The organism is Rahnella bruchi, assembly GCF_003614975.1.
Classification (GTDB): domain Bacteria; phylum Pseudomonadota; class Gammaproteobacteria; order Enterobacterales; family Enterobacteriaceae; genus Rahnella; species Rahnella bruchi.
The window spans coordinates 70,595-89,132 of the sequence record NZ_QZWI01000001.1 but is presented as its reverse complement, the minus strand read 5'-3'; the positions used below and the strand labels follow the sequence as shown (position 1 = coordinate 89,132).

General features: G+C 54.0%; 15 protein-coding genes. 7 read left to right on the top strand and 8 right to left on the bottom strand.

Annotation, left to right across the window (positions count from 1 at the left end; all coding sequences use genetic code 11):
- Positions 1 to 203 precede the first annotated feature (203 nt).
- Positions 204 to 1,145: a DMT family transporter gene (locus D5398_RS00405; protein WP_120505874.1), complete on the bottom strand. Its 942-nt coding sequence runs from the start codon at positions 1,143 to 1,145 to the stop codon at positions 204 to 206.
- Between the two features lie 147 nt (positions 1,146 to 1,292).
- On the opposite strand from D5398_RS00405, the gene D5398_RS00400 reads away from it, so the two are divergent.
- Positions 1,293 to 2,207: a LysR family transcriptional regulator gene (locus D5398_RS00400; RefSeq protein WP_120505873.1), complete on the top strand. Its 915-nt coding sequence runs from the start codon at positions 1,293 to 1,295 to the stop codon at positions 2,205 to 2,207.
- Between the two features lie 60 nt (positions 2,208 to 2,267).
- Here the strand turns inward: D5398_RS00400 and spy are convergent, their stop codons facing one another.
- Positions 2,268 to 2,777 (bottom strand): ATP-independent periplasmic protein-refolding chaperone Spy, encoded by a 510-nt coding sequence (spy, locus tag D5398_RS00395; protein WP_120505872.1) that lies wholly within the window; start codon positions 2,775 to 2,777, stop codon positions 2,268 to 2,270.
- A gap of 379 nt (positions 2,778 to 3,156) precedes the next feature.
- Here spy and D5398_RS00390 point away from each other — a divergent pair, with 379 nt between their 5' ends.
- Positions 3,157 to 4,587 carry an aminotransferase-like domain-containing protein gene (locus D5398_RS00390; RefSeq protein ID WP_120505871.1) on the top strand — a complete coding sequence of 477 codons (1,431 nt, stop codon included), beginning with the start codon at positions 3,157 to 3,159 and terminating at the stop codon, positions 4,585 to 4,587.
- A gap of 8 nt (positions 4,588 to 4,595) precedes the next feature.
- Here D5398_RS00390 and D5398_RS00385 read toward each other — a convergent pair whose 3' ends face one another.
- The 6 genes from D5398_RS00385 to D5398_RS00360 all read right to left on the bottom strand — a co-directional run bounded on the left by D5398_RS00385 (position 4,596) and on the right by D5398_RS00360 (position 11,502).
- Entirely contained in the window at positions 4,596 to 5,204 is a 609-nt protein-coding gene (locus tag D5398_RS00385; RefSeq protein ID WP_120505870.1) for an SIS domain-containing protein, read from the bottom strand.
- Positions 5,201 to 6,841: an FGGY-family carbohydrate kinase gene (locus D5398_RS00380; protein WP_120505869.1), complete on the bottom strand. Its 1,641-nt coding sequence runs from the start codon at positions 6,839 to 6,841 to the stop codon at positions 5,201 to 5,203. The genes D5398_RS00385 and D5398_RS00380 overlap by 4 nt, the downstream gene beginning before the upstream one ends.
- A 29-nt stretch (positions 6,842 to 6,870) precedes the next feature.
- Complete coding sequence (locus D5398_RS00375) at positions 6,871 to 7,824, bottom strand: ABC transporter permease (RefSeq protein ID WP_120505868.1); 954 nt, start codon at positions 7,822 to 7,824, stop codon at positions 6,871 to 6,873.
- Between the two features lies 1 nt (position 7,825).
- Complete coding sequence (locus D5398_RS00370) at positions 7,826 to 8,815, bottom strand: ABC transporter permease (RefSeq protein WP_120505867.1); 990 nt, start codon at positions 8,813 to 8,815, stop codon at positions 7,826 to 7,828.
- Complete coding sequence (locus D5398_RS00365; protein WP_120505866.1) at positions 8,808 to 10,346, bottom strand: sugar ABC transporter ATP-binding protein; 1,539 nt, start codon at positions 10,344 to 10,346, stop codon at positions 8,808 to 8,810. The genes D5398_RS00370 and D5398_RS00365 overlap by 8 nt, the downstream gene beginning before the upstream one ends.
- 169 nt (positions 10,347 to 10,515) lie before the next feature.
- Positions 10,516 to 11,502 carry an autoinducer 2 ABC transporter substrate-binding protein gene (locus D5398_RS00360; protein ID WP_120505865.1) on the bottom strand — a complete coding sequence of 329 codons (987 nt, stop codon included), beginning with the start codon at positions 11,500 to 11,502 and terminating at the stop codon, positions 10,516 to 10,518.
- Between the two features lie 776 nt (positions 11,503 to 12,278).
- On the opposite strand from D5398_RS00360, the gene D5398_RS00355 reads away from it, so the two are divergent.
- The 5 genes from D5398_RS00355 to astE are packed head-to-tail and all read left to right on the top strand — an operon-like array spanning position 12,279 to position 18,429.
- A complete protein-coding gene (locus tag D5398_RS00355; RefSeq protein ID WP_120505864.1) occupies positions 12,279 to 13,499 on the top strand; it encodes an aspartate aminotransferase family protein in 1,221 nt (406 codons plus the stop codon).
- Positions 13,500 to 13,527: 28 nt separating this feature from the next.
- A complete protein-coding gene (gene astA, locus D5398_RS00350) occupies positions 13,528 to 14,601 on the top strand; it encodes an arginine N-succinyltransferase (RefSeq protein WP_120505863.1) in 1,074 nt (357 codons plus the stop codon).
- Positions 14,598 to 16,076 (top strand): succinylglutamate-semialdehyde dehydrogenase, encoded by a 1,479-nt coding sequence (astD, locus tag D5398_RS00345; protein WP_120505862.1) that lies wholly within the window; start codon positions 14,598 to 14,600, stop codon positions 16,074 to 16,076. Before astA ends, astD begins: the two co-directional genes overlap by 4 nt.
- A gap of 10 nt (positions 16,077 to 16,086) precedes the next feature.
- Positions 16,087 to 17,430, top strand: coding sequence for an N-succinylarginine dihydrolase (gene astB, locus D5398_RS00340; RefSeq protein ID WP_120505861.1), 1,344 nt, complete (start codon positions 16,087 to 16,089; stop codon positions 17,428 to 17,430).
- Between the two features lie 18 nt (positions 17,431 to 17,448).
- Entirely contained in the window at positions 17,449 to 18,429 is a 981-nt protein-coding gene (astE, locus tag D5398_RS00335; protein WP_120505860.1) for a succinylglutamate desuccinylase, read from the top strand.
- The last annotated feature ends 109 nt before the right edge of the window (positions 18,430 to 18,538 follow it).

Here is an 18,538-nt window from a genome sequence, read left to right as displayed (position 1 = left end):
TATTGCGGGCCACTTTTTTTGTGAGAGTGTGATGCAGGGAGGTAAGGGTCGGTGTACAGAATGTACGTTGCGACTATGTTAAATTACTGTTTAAAAATAATGTGTTTAAACAGAAAAGTTTGAAGTTAAGAATGAAAATGTGATGAGGCTGGCGCTTTGGGCAGAGAAGACTGGTCTGATGTCATCAAAGTTGTGAGAGCAGATCACTCTGTTCGGGTGGCCTGTGCATTTTGTACGATTTTTTCCCCGGATTTACCGGAACAAAGCGCAATGCCTGCGGCAATCAGTAAGGTGCTGACCAGATGAAACCCGTGCAGAGGGATATTCAGAAACAGAATACTCAGCGCACCGCCGCTCAGCGGGATCAGGTGCGAGTAGATTTCTCCCCGAGTGGCACCAATCACCTGAATGCCCTTGTTCCAGAGCAAATACGAAAGCCAGGAAGGAAAAATGACCAGATAGGCTAAACCGGCCAGAAAACTGCCGCTGAAATAGGCGTGCAGTTGCTGATGAAGGTCGGATACCGACATGAATCCGGCAAGACTGAAAGCCAGCACCGGCAGCAGAATCAGAGCACCGAGTGCCGCGCTGACGGCAACGAAAGCGTTGCCGCCGACGCTTTTCGGTTTGGTACGCAGGAAAGCGCAGTAAAGCGCCCAGCTGATAGCGGAACCCATCGTCCAGACATCCCCGCGGTTGAGGTTTTTCAGGGTTTCCACATGCAGCAAGTCCCCCTGCATCACCAGCCAGACCACGCCGAAAGAGCTTAAAACCACGCCGGTAATGTTGCGCGATGAAATTCGCTCTTTGAAAATAAACTTATTAATCAGCAGCACCAGCGCAGGCGTGGTGGATAAATAAATGGCGGCATTTAATGACGACGTGTATTGCAGGCCAATGTAGAGCGTGAGGGGAAATAATACCTGTCCGCACAGCGCCAGAAACAGAATGGTTCCTTTCGCTTTCTTCATCTCAGGCCATTGTTTTTTTACCTGCGGGAAATAAAGCGTGAGCAACAGCAGGGCGGTCAGCATCCAGCGGGCTTCGGAAAGCATAATCGGGTCAGCCTGTGTCACCAGAAAATGACCGACGACATAGTTACCACCCCAAAAACAGGCGGCCAGTGTCAAAAATAGATAAGGCATAAGTTTTACCAAAGGTTGTGCCAGTACCGATATCGGTTTTATGTATACCAGAATCAATAATGGGCGGGTTAAGTACGCTAAAATGGTAAAACGCCAGATACGGTAAATCTAATTCAAAGTTTTCATCGGGAGGTATAGTTTAAAACTATGAAATTCACCCTGCGGCAACTGGAATTTTTCATTGCGTTAGCACAGACGCAACAGATATCGAAGGCCGCGTCTCGCTGCAATATTTCGCAGTCGTCGATGACCGTCGCGATGCGCAATCTCGAGGAGGCGGTGAATAACGCCCTGTTTTTACGTCACGCAAAAGGCGTCACCCTGACGGCAGCCGGGGAGCGCTTTCTGCATCATGCGCGCAAAATTATGAATGACAGTCAGCGTGCCATTGACGATTTGCTTTATCAGCCGCAGCTGGCCGAAGGCACCGTGAATATTGGTGTGGCAAAAACGCTGTCGGCGTATTTACTGCCCGCCATCATTACTGAAGTGGAACAACATTTTCCGCTGATGAGCCTTAATTTCATTGAAGACGATCCGGCGCAGCTTATTGCATCATTAAGGCAGCGGGAAACCGACTTTTGCCTTTTGCTCACCTCAAATATCGCCCGTGAAAATGACCTGAAAATCGAAACGTTTATACGCTCGCCGAGAAGGCTTTGGATTGCTCAGGGACATCCGCTGCTCAGTAAACCGGTTATCTGCCTGGCTGATATTGCCAACTTACCTTTTCTGTTGCTCGATACCGACGAATATCCCGATGTTATTCGTGAGCACTGGCAGACGCGTGGCGGTCAGCCCAACGTAGCTTTTACCACCACTTCATTCGAAACGGTGCGCAGTCTGGTGGCAAAAGGCCGGGGCGTGACTATTTTATCGGATCTGGTTTATCGCCCGTGGTCGCTGGATGGATTGCGGGTGATGCGGCGAACGGTGGAAGACAGCATGACGTATATGGATGTGGGCGCGGTGCTTTCCGCTACGGTGGCGCTTTCGGAACCTGCGGCAGTGGTTCTGGATTATTTGCGGGTCATGATCACCCGTCAGGGTGAAGATGCCTGAGGACGTGAGGCAAAAAAAACCGGCCCGTGAGGGGCCGGTTATGCAGGTTATCAGACGATATTACTGAGCCGTTGTGGTTTTGGCTTCACCTGGTTTGTGGTCACGCATCTGTTCCATTTTGGCAGAGCGTTTCTGGTAGTTCTCGTTGAACTGTTTTTTCTGCTCAGGCGTCAGCAGGTTATACATTTTGTTCTCAGCACGGGCACGTTCGAGCATACGGTCGGACTGCGCTTTGGTGATGGTATCAATCTGCGATTTCACTTTTGATTCATCGAAGCTGTCGGATGCCACCAGGCTATGCATCTGATCCATCTGTGCTTTCATTGCAGCGCGGTCAGGACGCGCGCCGCTGTCTTTCATAATTTCTTTCATCTGAGTTTTCTGCTGCTCAGTCAGGTTCAGACCGGCAAATGGGTTCATGTGATGCGGACCTTTATGGTGCATCATTTTGCCGTGAGTCGCGGTAGTTGCATCAGTTGCCGGAGCCGCTGTGGTTTCAGCAGCAAACGCGAAAGAAGCAGAGCTCAGAGCCAACGTTGAAGCCACAATCATTGCGGTAAGTTTGCGCATAATTAAATTCCTCATTGAATATTCAGGCACGTCGCCCGTTTTGTTTCGACGAAAATAAGTCTACTCAATCCAATGAATAGTAATGCGATCAAGATGTAAAAGAGTGAAAGCCAAATTGTCATTTTTCCGGCAATCGTGGAGAAACTGTTTAGAAAGCGTAAGGTTGCGAGAATAGGTGTGAATGGGGGTTCAGATAAATCTGAGTAATGCGGTGTATTCACACATTAACATGGTGAATGTTTCGCCGCCAGACCTCTCTGGTAAACATTGATTGCTGTTGATGAGGCGTTTAGTTCAAAGGTTAAAGCCAATGCAAAGGTAAAATCAGGCATAATAGTTATCATTTAGTTAACACTTCCTATAACAGTGCAGATTAATTATGGTCGAATCCCGTTACGAAACGCTGGCACGGACGTTACGCAGACAAATAGACACGCAGGTCTGGCTACCCGGTGATCGTCTCCCCTCATTGCGCGACACCTGTAAACAGTCCGGCCTGAGCCTGATGACGGTATTGCAGGCTTACCAGCTGCTGGAAAGTCAGGGTGTGATTGTCGCGCGACCGCAGTCGGGTTATTACGTCGCGGCAGGCGTCCAGCGTCCGGTTCGACATTCGCCGGATGAACGACTTCATGCAGCCGAACAGGTGGACGTCAACGACGCCATTTTCGATATCCTCAAAGCCGGGCAAGATCCGGCCGTGGTGCCGCTCGGTTCTGCGTTTCCAGATCCGACACTTTTTCCGCAACCCCGGCTGGCGCGATCGCTTGCCAGCGCCGTCCGCCGTATGTCCCCGCACAGTGCGATTGCAAATCTGCCGCCAGGTAACGAAGAGTTACGCCGCAGCATCGCACAACGCTATGCGCAAAACGGTATTGAAGTCGCACCCGATGAAATTGTGATTACGTCAGGTGCCATGGAATCCCTCGGATTAAGTTTGCAGGCCGTAACAGAACCGGGCGACTGGGTGGCGATTGAGTCACCGGCTTTCTATGGCGTATTGCAGGCTATTGAGCGGCGTAAATTAAAAGCTGTCGCGATCCCGACGGATGTACGTTTGGGGATGGATCCGGATGCGCTGGAAAAAGCGCTGGAAACCTATCCGATTAAAGCCTGCTGGCTGATGTCGAGTTTTCAGAACCCACTCGGATGCAGTTTGCCGCCGGAAAATAAAGCACGGCTGGTGGCAATTTTGCAGGCGTATAAGGTGGCGCTGATTGAGGACGACGTTTACAGCGAACTGTATTTTGGCAATGAGCGCACGGTGCCGCTGAAGGCGTCGGATTACCGCAGTGAAATTCTGCATTGTTCGTCATTTTCAAAATGTCTGGCGCCGGGGTTTCGTGTCGGCTGGGTCGCCGCGGGCGCTTACGCCGAACGTATTCAGCGTCTGCAACTGATGAGTACCTTATCAGCCAGCGTGCCGGTTCAGCTGGCGCTCGCGGATTATTTGCAGGGTACGCAGCAGGGCGGTTATGACACGCATTTACGGCGTTTGCGGCGTCAGCTCGAACAGCGCCAGCTGGCGATGCGCCATGCCATTATCCGTGAATTTCCCCCGCAGGTTTCAGTTTCGCAACCGGCGGGTGGATATTTTCTGTGGCTGGATCTGGGCGATAACGTCGATGCGGCGCGGGTTTATCAGCGCGCGCTGGCAAAAGGCGTCAGCGTCGCGCCCGGCACGATGTTTTCCGCCGACGAACGTTTCCGCCACTGCCTGCGTCTGAACACTTCTTTCGAATGGGGGCCGCACACCGCGCGCGCCATCTCAGTTCTGGCGGCGCTGGTGGTGGAAGAGATTAAAGGGTAAGGGGGTTATCAAACATCTTTCTCCCGCAATGTCTTCCCGACATTCCCGCCCGGATGCACGTTCAGCAAGCGCTTCTGATCGAAACCATTACGCAGCATGATATTGCCGCACAGCGCATCGAATACCGCCAGCACCAGTACAATAGACGTGGTGGCCAGCATATTGAGCGGGTCGATTTCCCGCTGAATATGCGTTTTCACTACCAGTGTGGCGGCGCGGGCAATCGCCGAATCAAGATTTTCCGTCACGCTGATGATGGCCACGCCTTTGGCTTTTAGCGTCGGTAACAGGCGCGTCAGTTCTTCAGAGTTGCCGCCGTGGGAAATGAGGATCATCAGGTCATTGCTGCGCATAAAGCCTAAATCGCCATGGGCGGCGTCAGTGGCGCTGAGATACACCGCCGGTTGTTCGACGCACGCCAGCATATGGGCGATTTTTCGCGCGGCAATGCCCGACGTGCCGACGCCGGTGACGGCAATTTTGCCCCTGCACCCGGTGACCAGCGTCAGTAACTGCTGCCACATATCGGCATCAAGATTGCGCTGTAACGCCAGTATTTCCTGGCTATAGGTCTGCCAGCCCTGACACGCAAGTGAGAATTCTTCCGCTGCATTCATTCGGTTTCCCCCTGCATCAGGCGGCGGTATTTCATGCTGTCGTGGTACATCTCATGGAATACGCGGTATTTGCGGTCGTAATATTCTTTGATTTTGTTGGTTTGCGGCGTGACGGTTTTACCAATCCGGCTCATTGCCGCCATCGCTTCCGGCAACGAGTCATAAGCGCCTGCTGCGACGGTTCCCATCATGGCGCTGCCGAGTAACATCGCTTCACTTTCTTCCGGCAATAACATTGCGCAGCCCGTGGCGTTGGAATGTTCCTGCACAAACACCGGGTTTTTGGTGCCGCCGCCGCTTGCCATCATGGTATCTATGCGGTAACCGCTCTGGTTCATGGTTTCGATAATGTGGCGGGTACCAAGCGCCAGTGCCTGAATGGTCGCCAGATAATGCAGCGCCATGTCTTCCGGCGTTCGCGAGAGTTTCAGGCCGGTCAGCGTCCCGGTCAATGTCGGGTTGGCGCGCGGCGAACGGTTGCCGTGGAAGTAGGGCAGCATATGAATGTCTTTGGTCAGGAACGCGATGTCCTCAGGCTCGCCGGCCATTTTGCGCAGAATGCCGTTGAGCACTTCATAAATGGTTTTGCCGCTGTCTTTACCCTGTTTCAGAAGATCCTGATAACACGGATGCGACTGAATCACATGGTCGATCAGCGCGCCGGTAGTAGATTGCCCGCCTTCGTTCAGCCAGTAATCCGGCAGTATCGCCGAGTAATAAGGCCCCCAGATGCCGCCGATATAGCGCGCGCTGCGCGACATCGCCATATGCGCCGTGGAAGTGCCACCAATCAGTGCGATGCGGTTGTCGAAATCTGCTGATTCGCCGGATGCACCGCTGGCACCAAGAATACCGAGGCTGCCTGCATGGGCATCAATGATCGAGACGCTGACCGCGGTGCCTGCCATCAGCCCCATTTCAGCGGCGGCACGCTGCGTCAGGCCATGCCCGAGCGGTTCGCCCATGGTTTTCACTTCGCTGCCGATTTTCGCCGCGTTGTTTTCCAGCAAATCTTCCAGCCCGATTTGGCGGAAATAGCTCGGGTCCCAGCGGTCTTCGTGGCCGATATAGGTCCATTTACAGACGGTGGAACATAGCGAGCGGGTCGTATCCTGCGTGGCGCGCCAGGTCAGGAAATCCGGCAGGTCGAAGAGGTGCCCGACGTTGTTCCAGGTGGTGGGCATATGCTGTTTTAGCCACAACAATTTTGGCGTCTGCATTTCCGGCGAAATAATCCCGCCGACGAATTCCAGCACGCGGTGGCCGGTGGCGTTGATGCGCTCCGCCTGCGTGATGGCACGATGGTCCATCCATACAATAATGTTCTGTTCGCTGCGCCCGGACGGACTGACGGTCAGCGGTTTGCCTTCTTTATCCAGCACCACCAGTGAACAGGTGGCGTCGAAACCGATACCTTTCACCTGGATCGGGTTGATATCGGCCTGATTGACCGCATCTTTCACAGCATTACACACGGACTGCCAGATCTCATCGGAAGATTGCTCGACGAAATCGGCTTTCGGGCGGTACAACGTGATCTCACGGCTGGCCTGGCCGACCATGCGGCCGGTCATGTCGAAGACGCCCGCGCGGGCGCTGCCGGTTCCTACGTCTACTCCAATAAAATAACTCGCCATGTTCTTTCCCTTCGGTAAAAAGCTTTCGCTTAAGATTTTCTGTTTTGCAGAGCGATAAACAGGATCAGGACGCCGCCCCACAGGGCCATCGTCAGATAACTGCTGACGCCCATCAGGTTCAGGCCGCTTTCCAGCATTTGCAGGACGATCAGTGCCAGTACCAGCCCGATGACCCGCCCGAATCCGCCGTCGGGATTAATCCCGCCGAGGACCGAGGCCAGAATAGTCACCAGCAAATACGAGTCACCGTAGCCTGCTTTCGCCGAGTTAAATTTGGACATCATCAGCAGTGCCGCGCCCCAGCCGAGCAGGGCGGAAAGCACGTACACCGCGATGGTCACTTTGTGGGTGTTAACGCCACTAAAGCGCGTGGCCTGTTCGTTGGAACCCATCAGATACAGGCTGCGGCCAAGCGTGGTGTGTTCGAGCAATACCCATAAAAGCAGGGCGACCAGCAGGAATAACAGCAGCGCGACCGGAATACCGAGCAAACTGCCGTTGCTGAGATACTGGATTGCCGCCGGGAAACCGGAAATCACCGCGCCGCTGGTCAGCAGAATATTCAGCCCGGCGATCAGCGTCATGGTGCCGAGCGTCGCCAGAATCGGCGAGACGCCGATATAAGCGATCAATGCCCCGTTGAGAACACCAATGACCACCGCAACGGCCAGACCGGCGAGCATCGCCAGCGCGAAATATTCCGGCTGATCCGGGTGCGCCACCAGAATGGCCGCCATCGCCAGCGAACAGGCGTTCGCTCCGGCAATCACTGAAAGGTTAATACCGCCGGTGAGCATGGTGATGCCCATCCCCAGTGCCAGCATGCCCAGAATCGGCAACTGCGAGGAGATCGACTGAAAATTGCCGATGCTGTAAAAACTGCCACCCAGCGTGAACGAGAACAACACCGCAACGGCGACGATGATCAGCAACTGCAAACGGATGATGCGGTCGCCGGGAAAGAATCGGGTTAAGGTTGTCATGTCACATTCCCTTTGCCAGTTTGCGTTTTTCATTCCACGCGGTGCTGCTGATGCTGACCAGAATGATCACGCCGCTGAAAACCTGATGCCAGTAGGACGAAATACTCAGCAGGGTCAGACCGTTTTGCAGGAAGGCCAGCAGCATGACGCCAAGGATGGTACCGGTGAGTGAACCGCGTCCGCCGGTCATGCTGGTGCCGCCTAATACCACCGCTGCCAGTACCGTCAGCTCATAGCCGAGCAGGGAGTTAGGCGCAACAGACTGGGTGATTTGTGCCTGAACCACGGCAGCAATACCCGCCAGTAATCCCATAAAACCGTAAACGTAAAAATGCAGACGCAGGATGTTCAGACCCAGGCGCGACGCGGCGTCACGGTTGCTGCCCATGGCGTAAATCTGACGTCCGACGCGGGTGCGGTTCATCAGCACGCCGGTGGCGATGATAACCCCCAGCAAACTGAGCAGCGGCAGTGTCAGGCCATAGTCGTAACCATCGGCGGCGGTAAAGGAGAACCAGTTAATGCCATTCATAAACCAGTCCGGGAAACCGTACAGCCAGGTGCCATTGGTCAGATACACCAGCAAACCGTAGAACAGGTTCAGCGTAGCGATGGTGATGATGATGGCCGGAACGCGCAGCCAGTACACCAGAAAGCCGTTGACCAGCCCGAGCAGTAAACCGGTGCCCATCGACATGGCAAACGCCAGCGGAAAACTGCCGCCGTGATGAATGATGTAACTCGCCATCACGTACTGACCGATAGACGTCACAGCCGGGAAGGAGATGTCGATACCACCGGCTATCAGCACCACGAACAGGCCGCAGGCCAGAATACCGAGGATGGCGTAACTGGTCGCGACGTCGGTCAGGTTGCCGAGGGTCATAAACTCATTGGTACTGACGCTCAGACCAATCACCAGCAGCAGCACCAGTAATCCCAGCCAGAATTCGTGCTGGGAAAACAGTTTCGAGAGAGATTTGTTATCCATTGATCGCCTCCGCAATCTGCGCTTCGCTGCTCTGGTGCGGGGCGAATTCCGCGACCATCTGGCCTTTGCGCATCACCAGCACGCGGTGACTGTTGTAATAAGCTTCCGGAATTTCATCGCAAATCATCAGCACCGCCATCCCTGATTCCGCCAGATCCCGCGCGATGCGGTAAATCCCTTCTTTGTTGGCGATATCGACGCCGACGGTTGGTGAATCGAGGATCAGAATATGTGGCTGAGTCGCGACCCATTTGGCGATAGCGATACGCTGGGCGTTACCGCCGGAAAGCGTTTTCACCGGCAGACCGCTGTCGGATACTTTAATATTCAGGTCGCGGATCAGGTCTTTCACCACTGATGCGGCTTTGCGGTGGTCCATCAGGCCGGTGCCGGTGTGTAACTTGTCGAAAATCGACACCAGCGTGTTGTCGTAAATGGACTGCTCCATAATCAGCCCCTGCGTCAGACGGTCTTCCGACACATAGGCGATACCCTGGCGGATAGCGTCGCGATTGCTGTGAAATTTCACTGCATTGCCGTTAACGCGGATTTCACCGCTGTCCGGCTGGCTCATGCCGAACAGGCTCAGACACAGTTCCGTACGCCCTGAACCCAGCAGACCGATAATCGAGGTGATTTCGCCCTGTCGCAGCGACAGCGAAATATCCTGATACTGGCCTTTGCGGCTCAGATGGCTGACTTCCAGCAGCGGTGTCACATCTGCCGGTGCGCGATGCGGCAGGTGGCTGTAGGTAAAACGCTGTCCGGTCATCAGGAATGCCAGCTCATTGCTGTCGAGTTCGCTGGCCGGATACGTCCCCACCAGTTTGCCGTCGCGCATCACGCTGATACGGTCGGCAACTTCCATCACCTCATCCAGACGGTGACTGACAAACACCACGCAGATACCAGCGGCTTTCAGCTCATTGACTACCCGCAGCAGGCCATTTACCTCGGTGCGGGTCAGTGACGCGGTGGGTTCATCCATGATCACAAGGCTGGCGTCAGCGGCGATTGCGCGGCATATTGCCACTAACTGACGGTCCGCGATCGAGAGTTTTTCGACTTTACGGTCCGGATCGAGAGAAACCCCGACACGTTGCATCGCGGCGACAGCTTTTTTGCGCATTGCCTCGCGATGTACCCAAAAATCGCCCCCCGGTAAATAACGGTGAATGGCGATATTTTCGGCCACCGATAAATTCGGAAATAAAGACAAGTCCTGATAAATAACCTGAATGCCGTAATAAGAAGAAAGTTGCGGCGTGAGGGTATGAAAGAGTTTTCCGTCGAGCGTGATCGCCGCGCCTTTTTCCGGCTGATACACACCAGAAATGACTTTAATTATGGTGCTTTTTCCGCAGCCATTCTGACCGGCCAGACAATGCACTTCGCCTTTATTCAGCGTCAGGCTGACATTATCCAGCGCTAATACGCCGGGGAATTTTTTACTGATTTTTTCGAGGCTGATAAAGGCCTCAGCAGGGGCAGGGGACGTGCGCGAACTGGACGACGGAGTGAGTATATTCATCACATTATCCTTACAACGTTCTATTTAGAATAAGTATTCAATGTCTGATTAGAAATTCAGATACGGCACAGCATACAACGCCGTATCTGTTTCTATTTGCCTGGTGTGGCGTTGGAGATAAATCTATCTCCGGTAAATATCCGATAAATAAAATAATTAAAAAGTTAAATCAGAAGCCGAGTGATTTCGCATTCTCTGGTGTGACTTCCAGAATTTTATTAAAGCGGATCACGTGTTTATCCATATCCACATCAGCTTTACCCAGCCCTTCGATGCTCAGGTCTTTGGTGACTTCTTTACCCTGCAACAACTGGTCGGCGACGGTGACTAAGGCGTAACCGGCATCTTTCGGATCCCACAACAGCACTTTCTTAACATCCCCTCGCATCAGGTATGGGGCCGCCTGAGCAGGCATGGCGATGCCCACCACCGCGATTTTGTTTTTCGCACGTTTCTGCTGAACCGCCTGACCGGCACCGATTGGGCCGAGTGAGCCGAAACCGATAATCCCTTTCAGATCAGGATAGGTTTTCATTAAATCCAGCGTGGTGGAGTAAGACTTGTCGATGTTTTCTGCGACCGGCAGGCGCGAAGTAACTTCATGCATATCCGGGTATTTTTCTTTCTGATATTTAATCGCGGCATCTGCCCAGGCGTTATGCAATGGCACGGTCAGGGAACCGACATAAATGGCGTAACCGCCTTTGCCACCCATATCTTTAGCCAGCTCATCCATATTGGCTTCGGCATATTTCTGGCTGTCGATAGTTTCGATATCCCACTGACCAATTTGCTGGTCCGGCGATTCATGCGTTAACACCACAATGCCCTGATCGCGCGCTTTTTTCAGCACCGGTTCGAGCACTTTGGCGTCGTTCGGTACCACGATAATCGCGTCGACTTTTTTGGCGATCAAATCTTCAATCACTTTAACTTGCTGGGCAGGGTCCGGGGTGGAGGCACCTACCTGATAGGCATTGACATCCAGTTTCTGCGCGGCTTCTTTCACGCCGACTTCCATACGGGCGAACCACGGAATGCCAGTCACTTTGGCGACGACGGCGATGTCGTAAGTTTTGGCGGCGAATGACGGTGTTGTGAATAACATGCATGCTGAAACCACACATGCACTGACTAATGCGAGGTTAAATTTCATGTCGGTACCTTTCTTATGATGTTCTGTTCTTGTGTAGGGGAACGGGCAGTGGTCATTTATTCCACACTCAGAGATTAACTTAACAGGAAAGCGCTTTTCGCATGGTCGTGAACGGAATGTGATCAAAGCCCTTAATTGTTAAATAAAATGATTTTATATGTAAAATATAAGTTAATTAATTCCAGCGGTGTACTGAGGAAATGCGCAGGCATCAAGCGTTACCGATAACAAGGAAACAAATATGGAACAAACAATTAACAAATAAAATACAATAAAACAGCATCGCTGGGATTTTTCATAAAGAAAGACGGGGCGCTGTTTTTTATTTGCACAGAGTGTGAACAGGATCACGGGGAACGGATGCGCCAGAACAGTGCGAAACTGCACCTTAATCGGGCGCTGTGCCCGAAAGGGCAGATGCGATACGCGCCCGATCACAATCCTGCACAAAACATTACAGCCGGAATGAAATTATTTCCCTGCATACTCATTCTTAAGCCCTTGTTGCTACGAAAGGGGATTTTTTAATTTATTCATTTTTTATGCATTTAAAGTGAATAACAGGCGGTATTAAGTGGTTGTTTTTTCTCAATGTCACTTTTTTTATTCACTTTTTTCCTTTGCTGGCATGAAGACTGCACTCTATGATGTGACTGAGTGAGATTATTTATTAACTTTTAAATAACAAACCAATAACCAGATTTCCTGCCGGTATGGGGGGCGGACTCCTGCACCCTGAATTCAGCCAGTCACTGGTCTTACATTAAGAGGTTTATATGGAACACCAACAGCACCCACAAAACGTCAGCCGCCAGAACTTTGATGACTGGATGGTGCCGGTATATGCCCCTGCGGCGTTTATCCCCGTGCGTGGAGAAGGATCCTGGCTGTGGGACCAGGCGGGCAAAGATTATGTCGATTTTGCGGGTGGCATCGCCGTGAATGCGCTGGGTCATGCGCATCCGGAAATCCGTAAAACATTGCATGAACAGGCGGACAAAGTCTGGCATCTGGGCAACGGTTACACCAACGAGCCGGTGCTGCGTCTGGCTAAACAACTGATTGACGCCACCTTTGCTGACAAAGTGTTTTTCTGTAACTCCGGTGCGGAAGCCAACGAAGCAGCGCTGAAACTGGCGAGGCTCTATGGCAATAAAACCGGCGGCGAAAAGAATGAAATCATCGCCTTCAAAAACGCCTTCCATGGTCGCACGCTGTTTACTGTGACTACCGGCGGTCAGCCAAAATATTCCGAAGATTTCGCGCCATTGCCGCAGGCGATTACCCATCTGCCATATAACGATCTGGCGGCGGTCGCTGGTCATATTTCCTCCCGCACTTGTGCCGTCATCGTTGAGCCCATTCAGGGTGAAGGCGGCGTGGTTCCGGCAGAGGCCGAATTCCTGCAAGGTCTGCGCGAGTTGTGCGACAAACATCAGGCGGTGCTGATTTTCGATGAAGTGCAAACCGGCGTCGGGCGTACCGGCGAGCTGTATGCCTATCAGCATTACGGTGTGGTGCCGGACATTCTGACCAGTGCCAAAGCGCTGGGCGGCGGTTTCCCGATTGGTGCGATGCTGACCACCGATCGTCATTCCACGCTATTCCAGCCGGGTACGCACGGCACGACTTACGGCGGTAATCCGCTGGCGACGGCGGTGGCGGGTAAAGTGTTTGAGCTGATTAACACGCCGGAAGTATTAGCCGGTGTCACAAAACGCCATGAATGGTTTATCGCCGGGATTAAACGTATCAACGACCGCTATCAGGTGTTCAGCGAAGTGCGCGGACAAGGTTTGCTGCTCGGCGCGGTGATGAGCGAGCGTTATAAAGATCAGGCCAAACAGCTGAATACGCTGGCGGCAGAAGAAGGGTTGATTGCGCTGATTGCCGGACCAAATGTGCTGCGCTTTGCGCCGTCACTGATTATTCCAGGCGCAGATATTGAAGAAGGGCTGAACCGCCTTGAGCGAGCTGTCGCGCGCCTATGCGTGTGAACAATTGGGTAAAATGAGGTAGAGCATCATGATGTTGATTCGACCTGTGCGGCCCGGCGATCTCGCCGATATCCTGCAGTTATCAGGCAAAACCGGCATCGGTTTAACGTCTTTGCCCAAGGATGAAGCGCATTTACGCGGGCGCATTGAGCGCTCAGTGGCGACCTGGGAAGGTCGCCTGGAGAAAGGCGATCAGGGTTATCTGTTCGTGCTTGAAGACACCGAAAAACAAAAAGTGGTGGGTGTCAGCGCTATTGAAGTGGCGGTCGGGCTGAGCGAGCCGTGGTACAACTTCCGCCTCGGCACGCTGGTGCATGCCTCCAAAAGTCTGAACATTTACAAGCCGGTGCCGACGTTGTTTCTGAGTAATGATCACACCGGCTATACCGAGCTTTGCACGCTGTTTCTTGATGCCGATTACCGCAACGGTAAAAATGGTCAGTTGCTGGCGAAAGTGCGTTTCCTGTTTCTGGCGGCGTTCCGCGAATACTTCTCCCGCAAGGTCATTGCTGAAATGCGCGGCGTCTCTGACGACAACGGACATTCGCCGTTCTGGGACAGCGTCGGCCGACATTTTTTCGGCATGGAGTTCGCCGAGGCCGATCGACTGACCGGCATGGGACAGAAATCGTTTATTGCCGAACTGATGCCCAAACATCCTTTATATACCGAGCTGCTCAGCCATGAAGCCCGTGAAGTGATCGGCGAAGTGCATCCGCAAACTGCTCCGGCGCGCGCTGTGCTTGAAGGTGAAGGGCTGCGTTACGAAGGTTATGTAGATATTTTCGATGCCGGGCCGACGCTTGAAGGCGAAATTGACCAGTTACGTGCGGTAAAAGAAAGTCGTCTGCTGCCGGTTCGTCTGGCTGAAGACCGCAGTGGTGACGATGAGCCGCTGTATCTGGTCGCAAATGAGCAGTACCAGACTTTCCGTGCGCTGCTGATCCCCGGCGGCGAATCCCCTGAAAACCTGACACTCAATGTCGCAGAAGCAGAAATACTCGGCCTGCGCGAAGGCGATGCCTTGCGCGCCGTGGCGCTTTTCCCCGGCAGTAATATCACCCCTGCAACCCAACCTCTCAAAAAGGAAAGTCTCGCATGATGCAACCTGCACTTTTTATTCAGGGCCACTGGCGCAGCGGACAAGGTGCGCAGCTTAACAAAACCAATCCGGCCGATAACACGTTGCTGTGGTCGGCGCTCAGCGCTAATGCGGAAGATGTCGAAGCCGCCTGTACGGCAGCGCGCACGGCATTTCCGGCATGGGCACGTAAAACTGTCGGTGAGCGCGCGGAAGTGATTAAACGTTTCGCGGATTTACTCACCGAACATAAAACCCGGCTGGCAGAAATCATCAGTCAGGAAACCAGCAAACCGCGCTGGGAAACACTGACCGAGATTCAGGCGATGATCGGCAAAGTGGCGATTTCACTGGAGGCTAACCAGCAACGTACCGGCGAGAAGCACACTGCTATGCCCGATGGCGAAGCGGTGCTGCGCCACCGGCCACACGGCGTACTGGCCGTTTTCGGGCCGTATAATTTCCCCGGTCATCTGCCGAACGGCCATATTGTACCTGCGCTACTGGCGGGCAATACGCTGGTATTCAAACCGAGCGAACTGACGCCTAAAACCGCCGAAGAAACGGTGAAGTTATGGGAACAGGCTGGGCTGCCGGAAGGCGTGCTGAATCTGGTGCAGGGCGGGCGTTCAACCGGCGAAGCGCTGGCGGCCTGCGGCAATATTGACGGCCTGTTGTTTACCGGCAGCGCGGGCACCGGCTATCAGTTGCACCGACAGCTGGCCGGTCAGCCTGAAAAAATACTGGCACTGGAAATGGGCGGCAACAATGCGCTGATCGTCGAGCCGGTGGAAGACATTGATGCGGCGGTTAACCTGACGATTCAGTCAGCCTTTATTTCTGCCGGACAGCGTTGCACCTGCGCGCGGCGTTTGCTGGTGAAAGAGGGCGCAGCGGGCGATGCGTTTATCGCGCGTTTGCTGGATGTCACCATGCAACTGCGCGTCGGCGGCTGGAACGACGACCCGCAGCCATTTATGGGCGGCGTGATTTCTGACGTTGCGGCACGCAATATGCTGAAAGCGCAGGACGAATTGCTGGCGCTCGGCGGCAAACCGTTGCTGTTGCTGACACGCCCGGATCCGCTTAATACCGTGCTGACGCCGGGGATCATCGATCTGACCGGTGTGGCGGGCATTCCTGATGAAGAATATTTCGGTCCGTTGCTGAGTATTTACCGCTACAGCGATTTTGATCATGCCATCGCGCTTGCCAATCAGACGCGCTTCGGACTGGCTACCGGCCTAATCAGCGCTGAGCGGGATCAGTTTGAGCAGCTATTATTGGAAGCAAGGGCAGGCATTGTTAACTGGAACAAACCGCTGACCGGCGCATCAAGCAACGCGCCTTTTGGTGGCATCGGCGCTTCAGGCAACCACCGTCCAAGTGCTTATTATGCGGCGGATTATTGTGCCTGGCCGATGGCCTCGCTGGAAACAGACAAGCTGGAGCTCCCTGCGACGTTGTCGCCTGGTATTGATTTCCGTACAACCTGAGGAGACAGGAATGTCTGGATGTGAAGCAAATTTCGACGGATTAGTCGGGCCGACGCACCATTATGCCGGGCTGTCGTTTGGCAACGAAGCCTCGACCAAAAACCAGAATGCGGTAGCGAATCCGCGTCTGGCGGCGAAACAGGGCCTGCTGAAAATGAAAGCGCTGGCAGACCTGGGTTTTGCCCAGGGGATTTTGCCGCCGCATGAGCGTCCGCATCTGAGCACTTTGCGCAAAATGGGTTTCGGCGGCAGTGATCGCGAGGTCCTGACCAAAGCGCAGGCGTATTCGCCGCGTTTGCTGTCATCGCTGAGTTCGGCGTCTTCCATGTGGGTGGCCAATGCTGCGACGGTTTCGCCTTCGGCGGACAGCGCGGACGGACGCGTACATTTTACCGTCGCCAACCTGAATAATAAATTTCACCGCGCGATTGAGGCGGAAACCACTTCTGCGATTTTGCGTGCGACATTCCACGCGGATAAATATTTTGCTCACCACGATGCGCTGCCGCAGGTGGCGGCGCTCGGGGATGAGGGGGCTGCCAATCACAACCGTCTATGCGGTGCCTACGATAAACCCGGCGTGCAGGTGTTTGTTTATGGCCGTGACGGACTGGCGACCGGTGAAAACGAACCGGTGCGCTATCCGGCGCGTCAGACCCGTTTAGCCAGTGACGCAATAGCCCGTTTGCATCAGCTTGATGAGAAGCGCACGGTGTTTATCCAGCAAAATCCGCATGCTATCGACAGCGGCGTTTTCCACAACGACGTAATTTCTGTCAGCAACGGCAATGTGCTTTTCCATCACGAACAGGCGTTTGTTAATTCCGGCAAAGCGCTGGACGAAATCCGCAGAAAAATGGCAGCGCTTGAGCTGGATTTTCAGCCGATTGAAGTGCCGCAGTCGAAAGTATCGCTCGATGATGCGGTCGCAACGTATCTGTTTAACAGCCAGTTACTGAGCAAAACGGATGGCAAAATGATGCTGGTGGTGCCGGAAGAATCACGCCAGCACATCGGGGTGTGGGCGTATTTGTCGGCACTGAGAGACAGCGGCGGGCCGGTCGATCAGATTGAAGTATTTGATCTGCGCGAAAGTATGCGCAATGGCGGCGGCCCGGCGTGTCTGCGCCTGCGCGTGGCGCTTAACCGTAACGAACTGAATGCGGTGAATGTGGCCTCGCTGATGAGCGACAGCCAGTTCACGCGGCTTAATTCCTGGGTGGATACGCATTATCGTGACCGGATGCAGGCGAAAGATCTGGCGGATCCTCAGCTGCTGACCGAAGTGCGTACAGCACTCGATGAACTGACCAATATTCTCGGGCTGGGTGCGATTTATCCTTTTCAGCGCTGAACCTCAAAGGAGTGAGATATGTTTGATTTACTGGCGATGACACTTTCCGGCGAGGCTGTAACAGAACCCGCCGGACAAACTGAAATGCTGGACTGGCAGTGGCGCGGTGAGGGCATTCTCGAACTGTCACCGCGCCAACCCTGCGAAGCCGCGGTGGTGATTTCCGCCGGTATCCACGGCAATGAAACTGCGCCGATTGAGCTGCTGAACCAGCTGGTCGGCGAACTCCTTTCAGGCGAACGACAATTACGCGTCCGTCTGCTGGTGTTGCTGGGCAATCCGCCCGCCATGCGCATTAATAACCGGTTTGTCGAAGCGGATATGAACCGCATGTTTGGCGGGCGTCACGCGCGTTTTACGCCGAACGATGAAAGCCGCCGTGCGCAGGAACTCGAACAGGTGATGGCGCTGTTTTACCGCAGCGCGACAGCCGCAGGGACGACAGTGCGGTTCCACTATGATTTGCATACGGCGATCCGCGGATCAAAACATGTGCGCTTCGGGCTGTTGCCGTTACAGACGCGTGCGAAAAGCGAGGCAATGCTCACCTGGCTTGATGCCGCCGGGCTGGATGCGCTGGTGCATCACCGCTCGCCGGGCGGTACTTTCACGCATTTCAGCAGCGACGTTTTTCAGGCCGACAGTTGCACGCTGGAACTGGGCAAGGCATTGCCGTTTGGCAGTAACGATCACGCACAGTTCACCGGTATCCGCCGCGCGCTGGAAACGCTGGTCAGCGGCGAGCCATTGCCCGCCCGTGAGGCCGCCGCGCCGCTGCTGCACTATCGCGTGGTGCAGGATGTGATCCGCTCGCAGGAAGATTTCCAGCTATTTGTCCCGCCTGATGCCCTGAATTTTACGGCGTTCAGCAAAGGTTTTGTTATCGCCCAGGAAACCGGGAAAACCTACAAAGTGGAAGCCGACGAGGAAGTGGTGTTGTTCCCGAATCCGAACGTCGCTTTGGGATTAAGGGCAGGGCTGATGCTGGTGAAAATGTGATGAGTAAATAGCATCGTAGTTGCCATTAAAACCCCACCCAAACCCTCCCCTTCGCAGAGGAGGGGTATTAGTGGCGACACCAAAAGCTGAGTGAGGTTCACGCAATGGC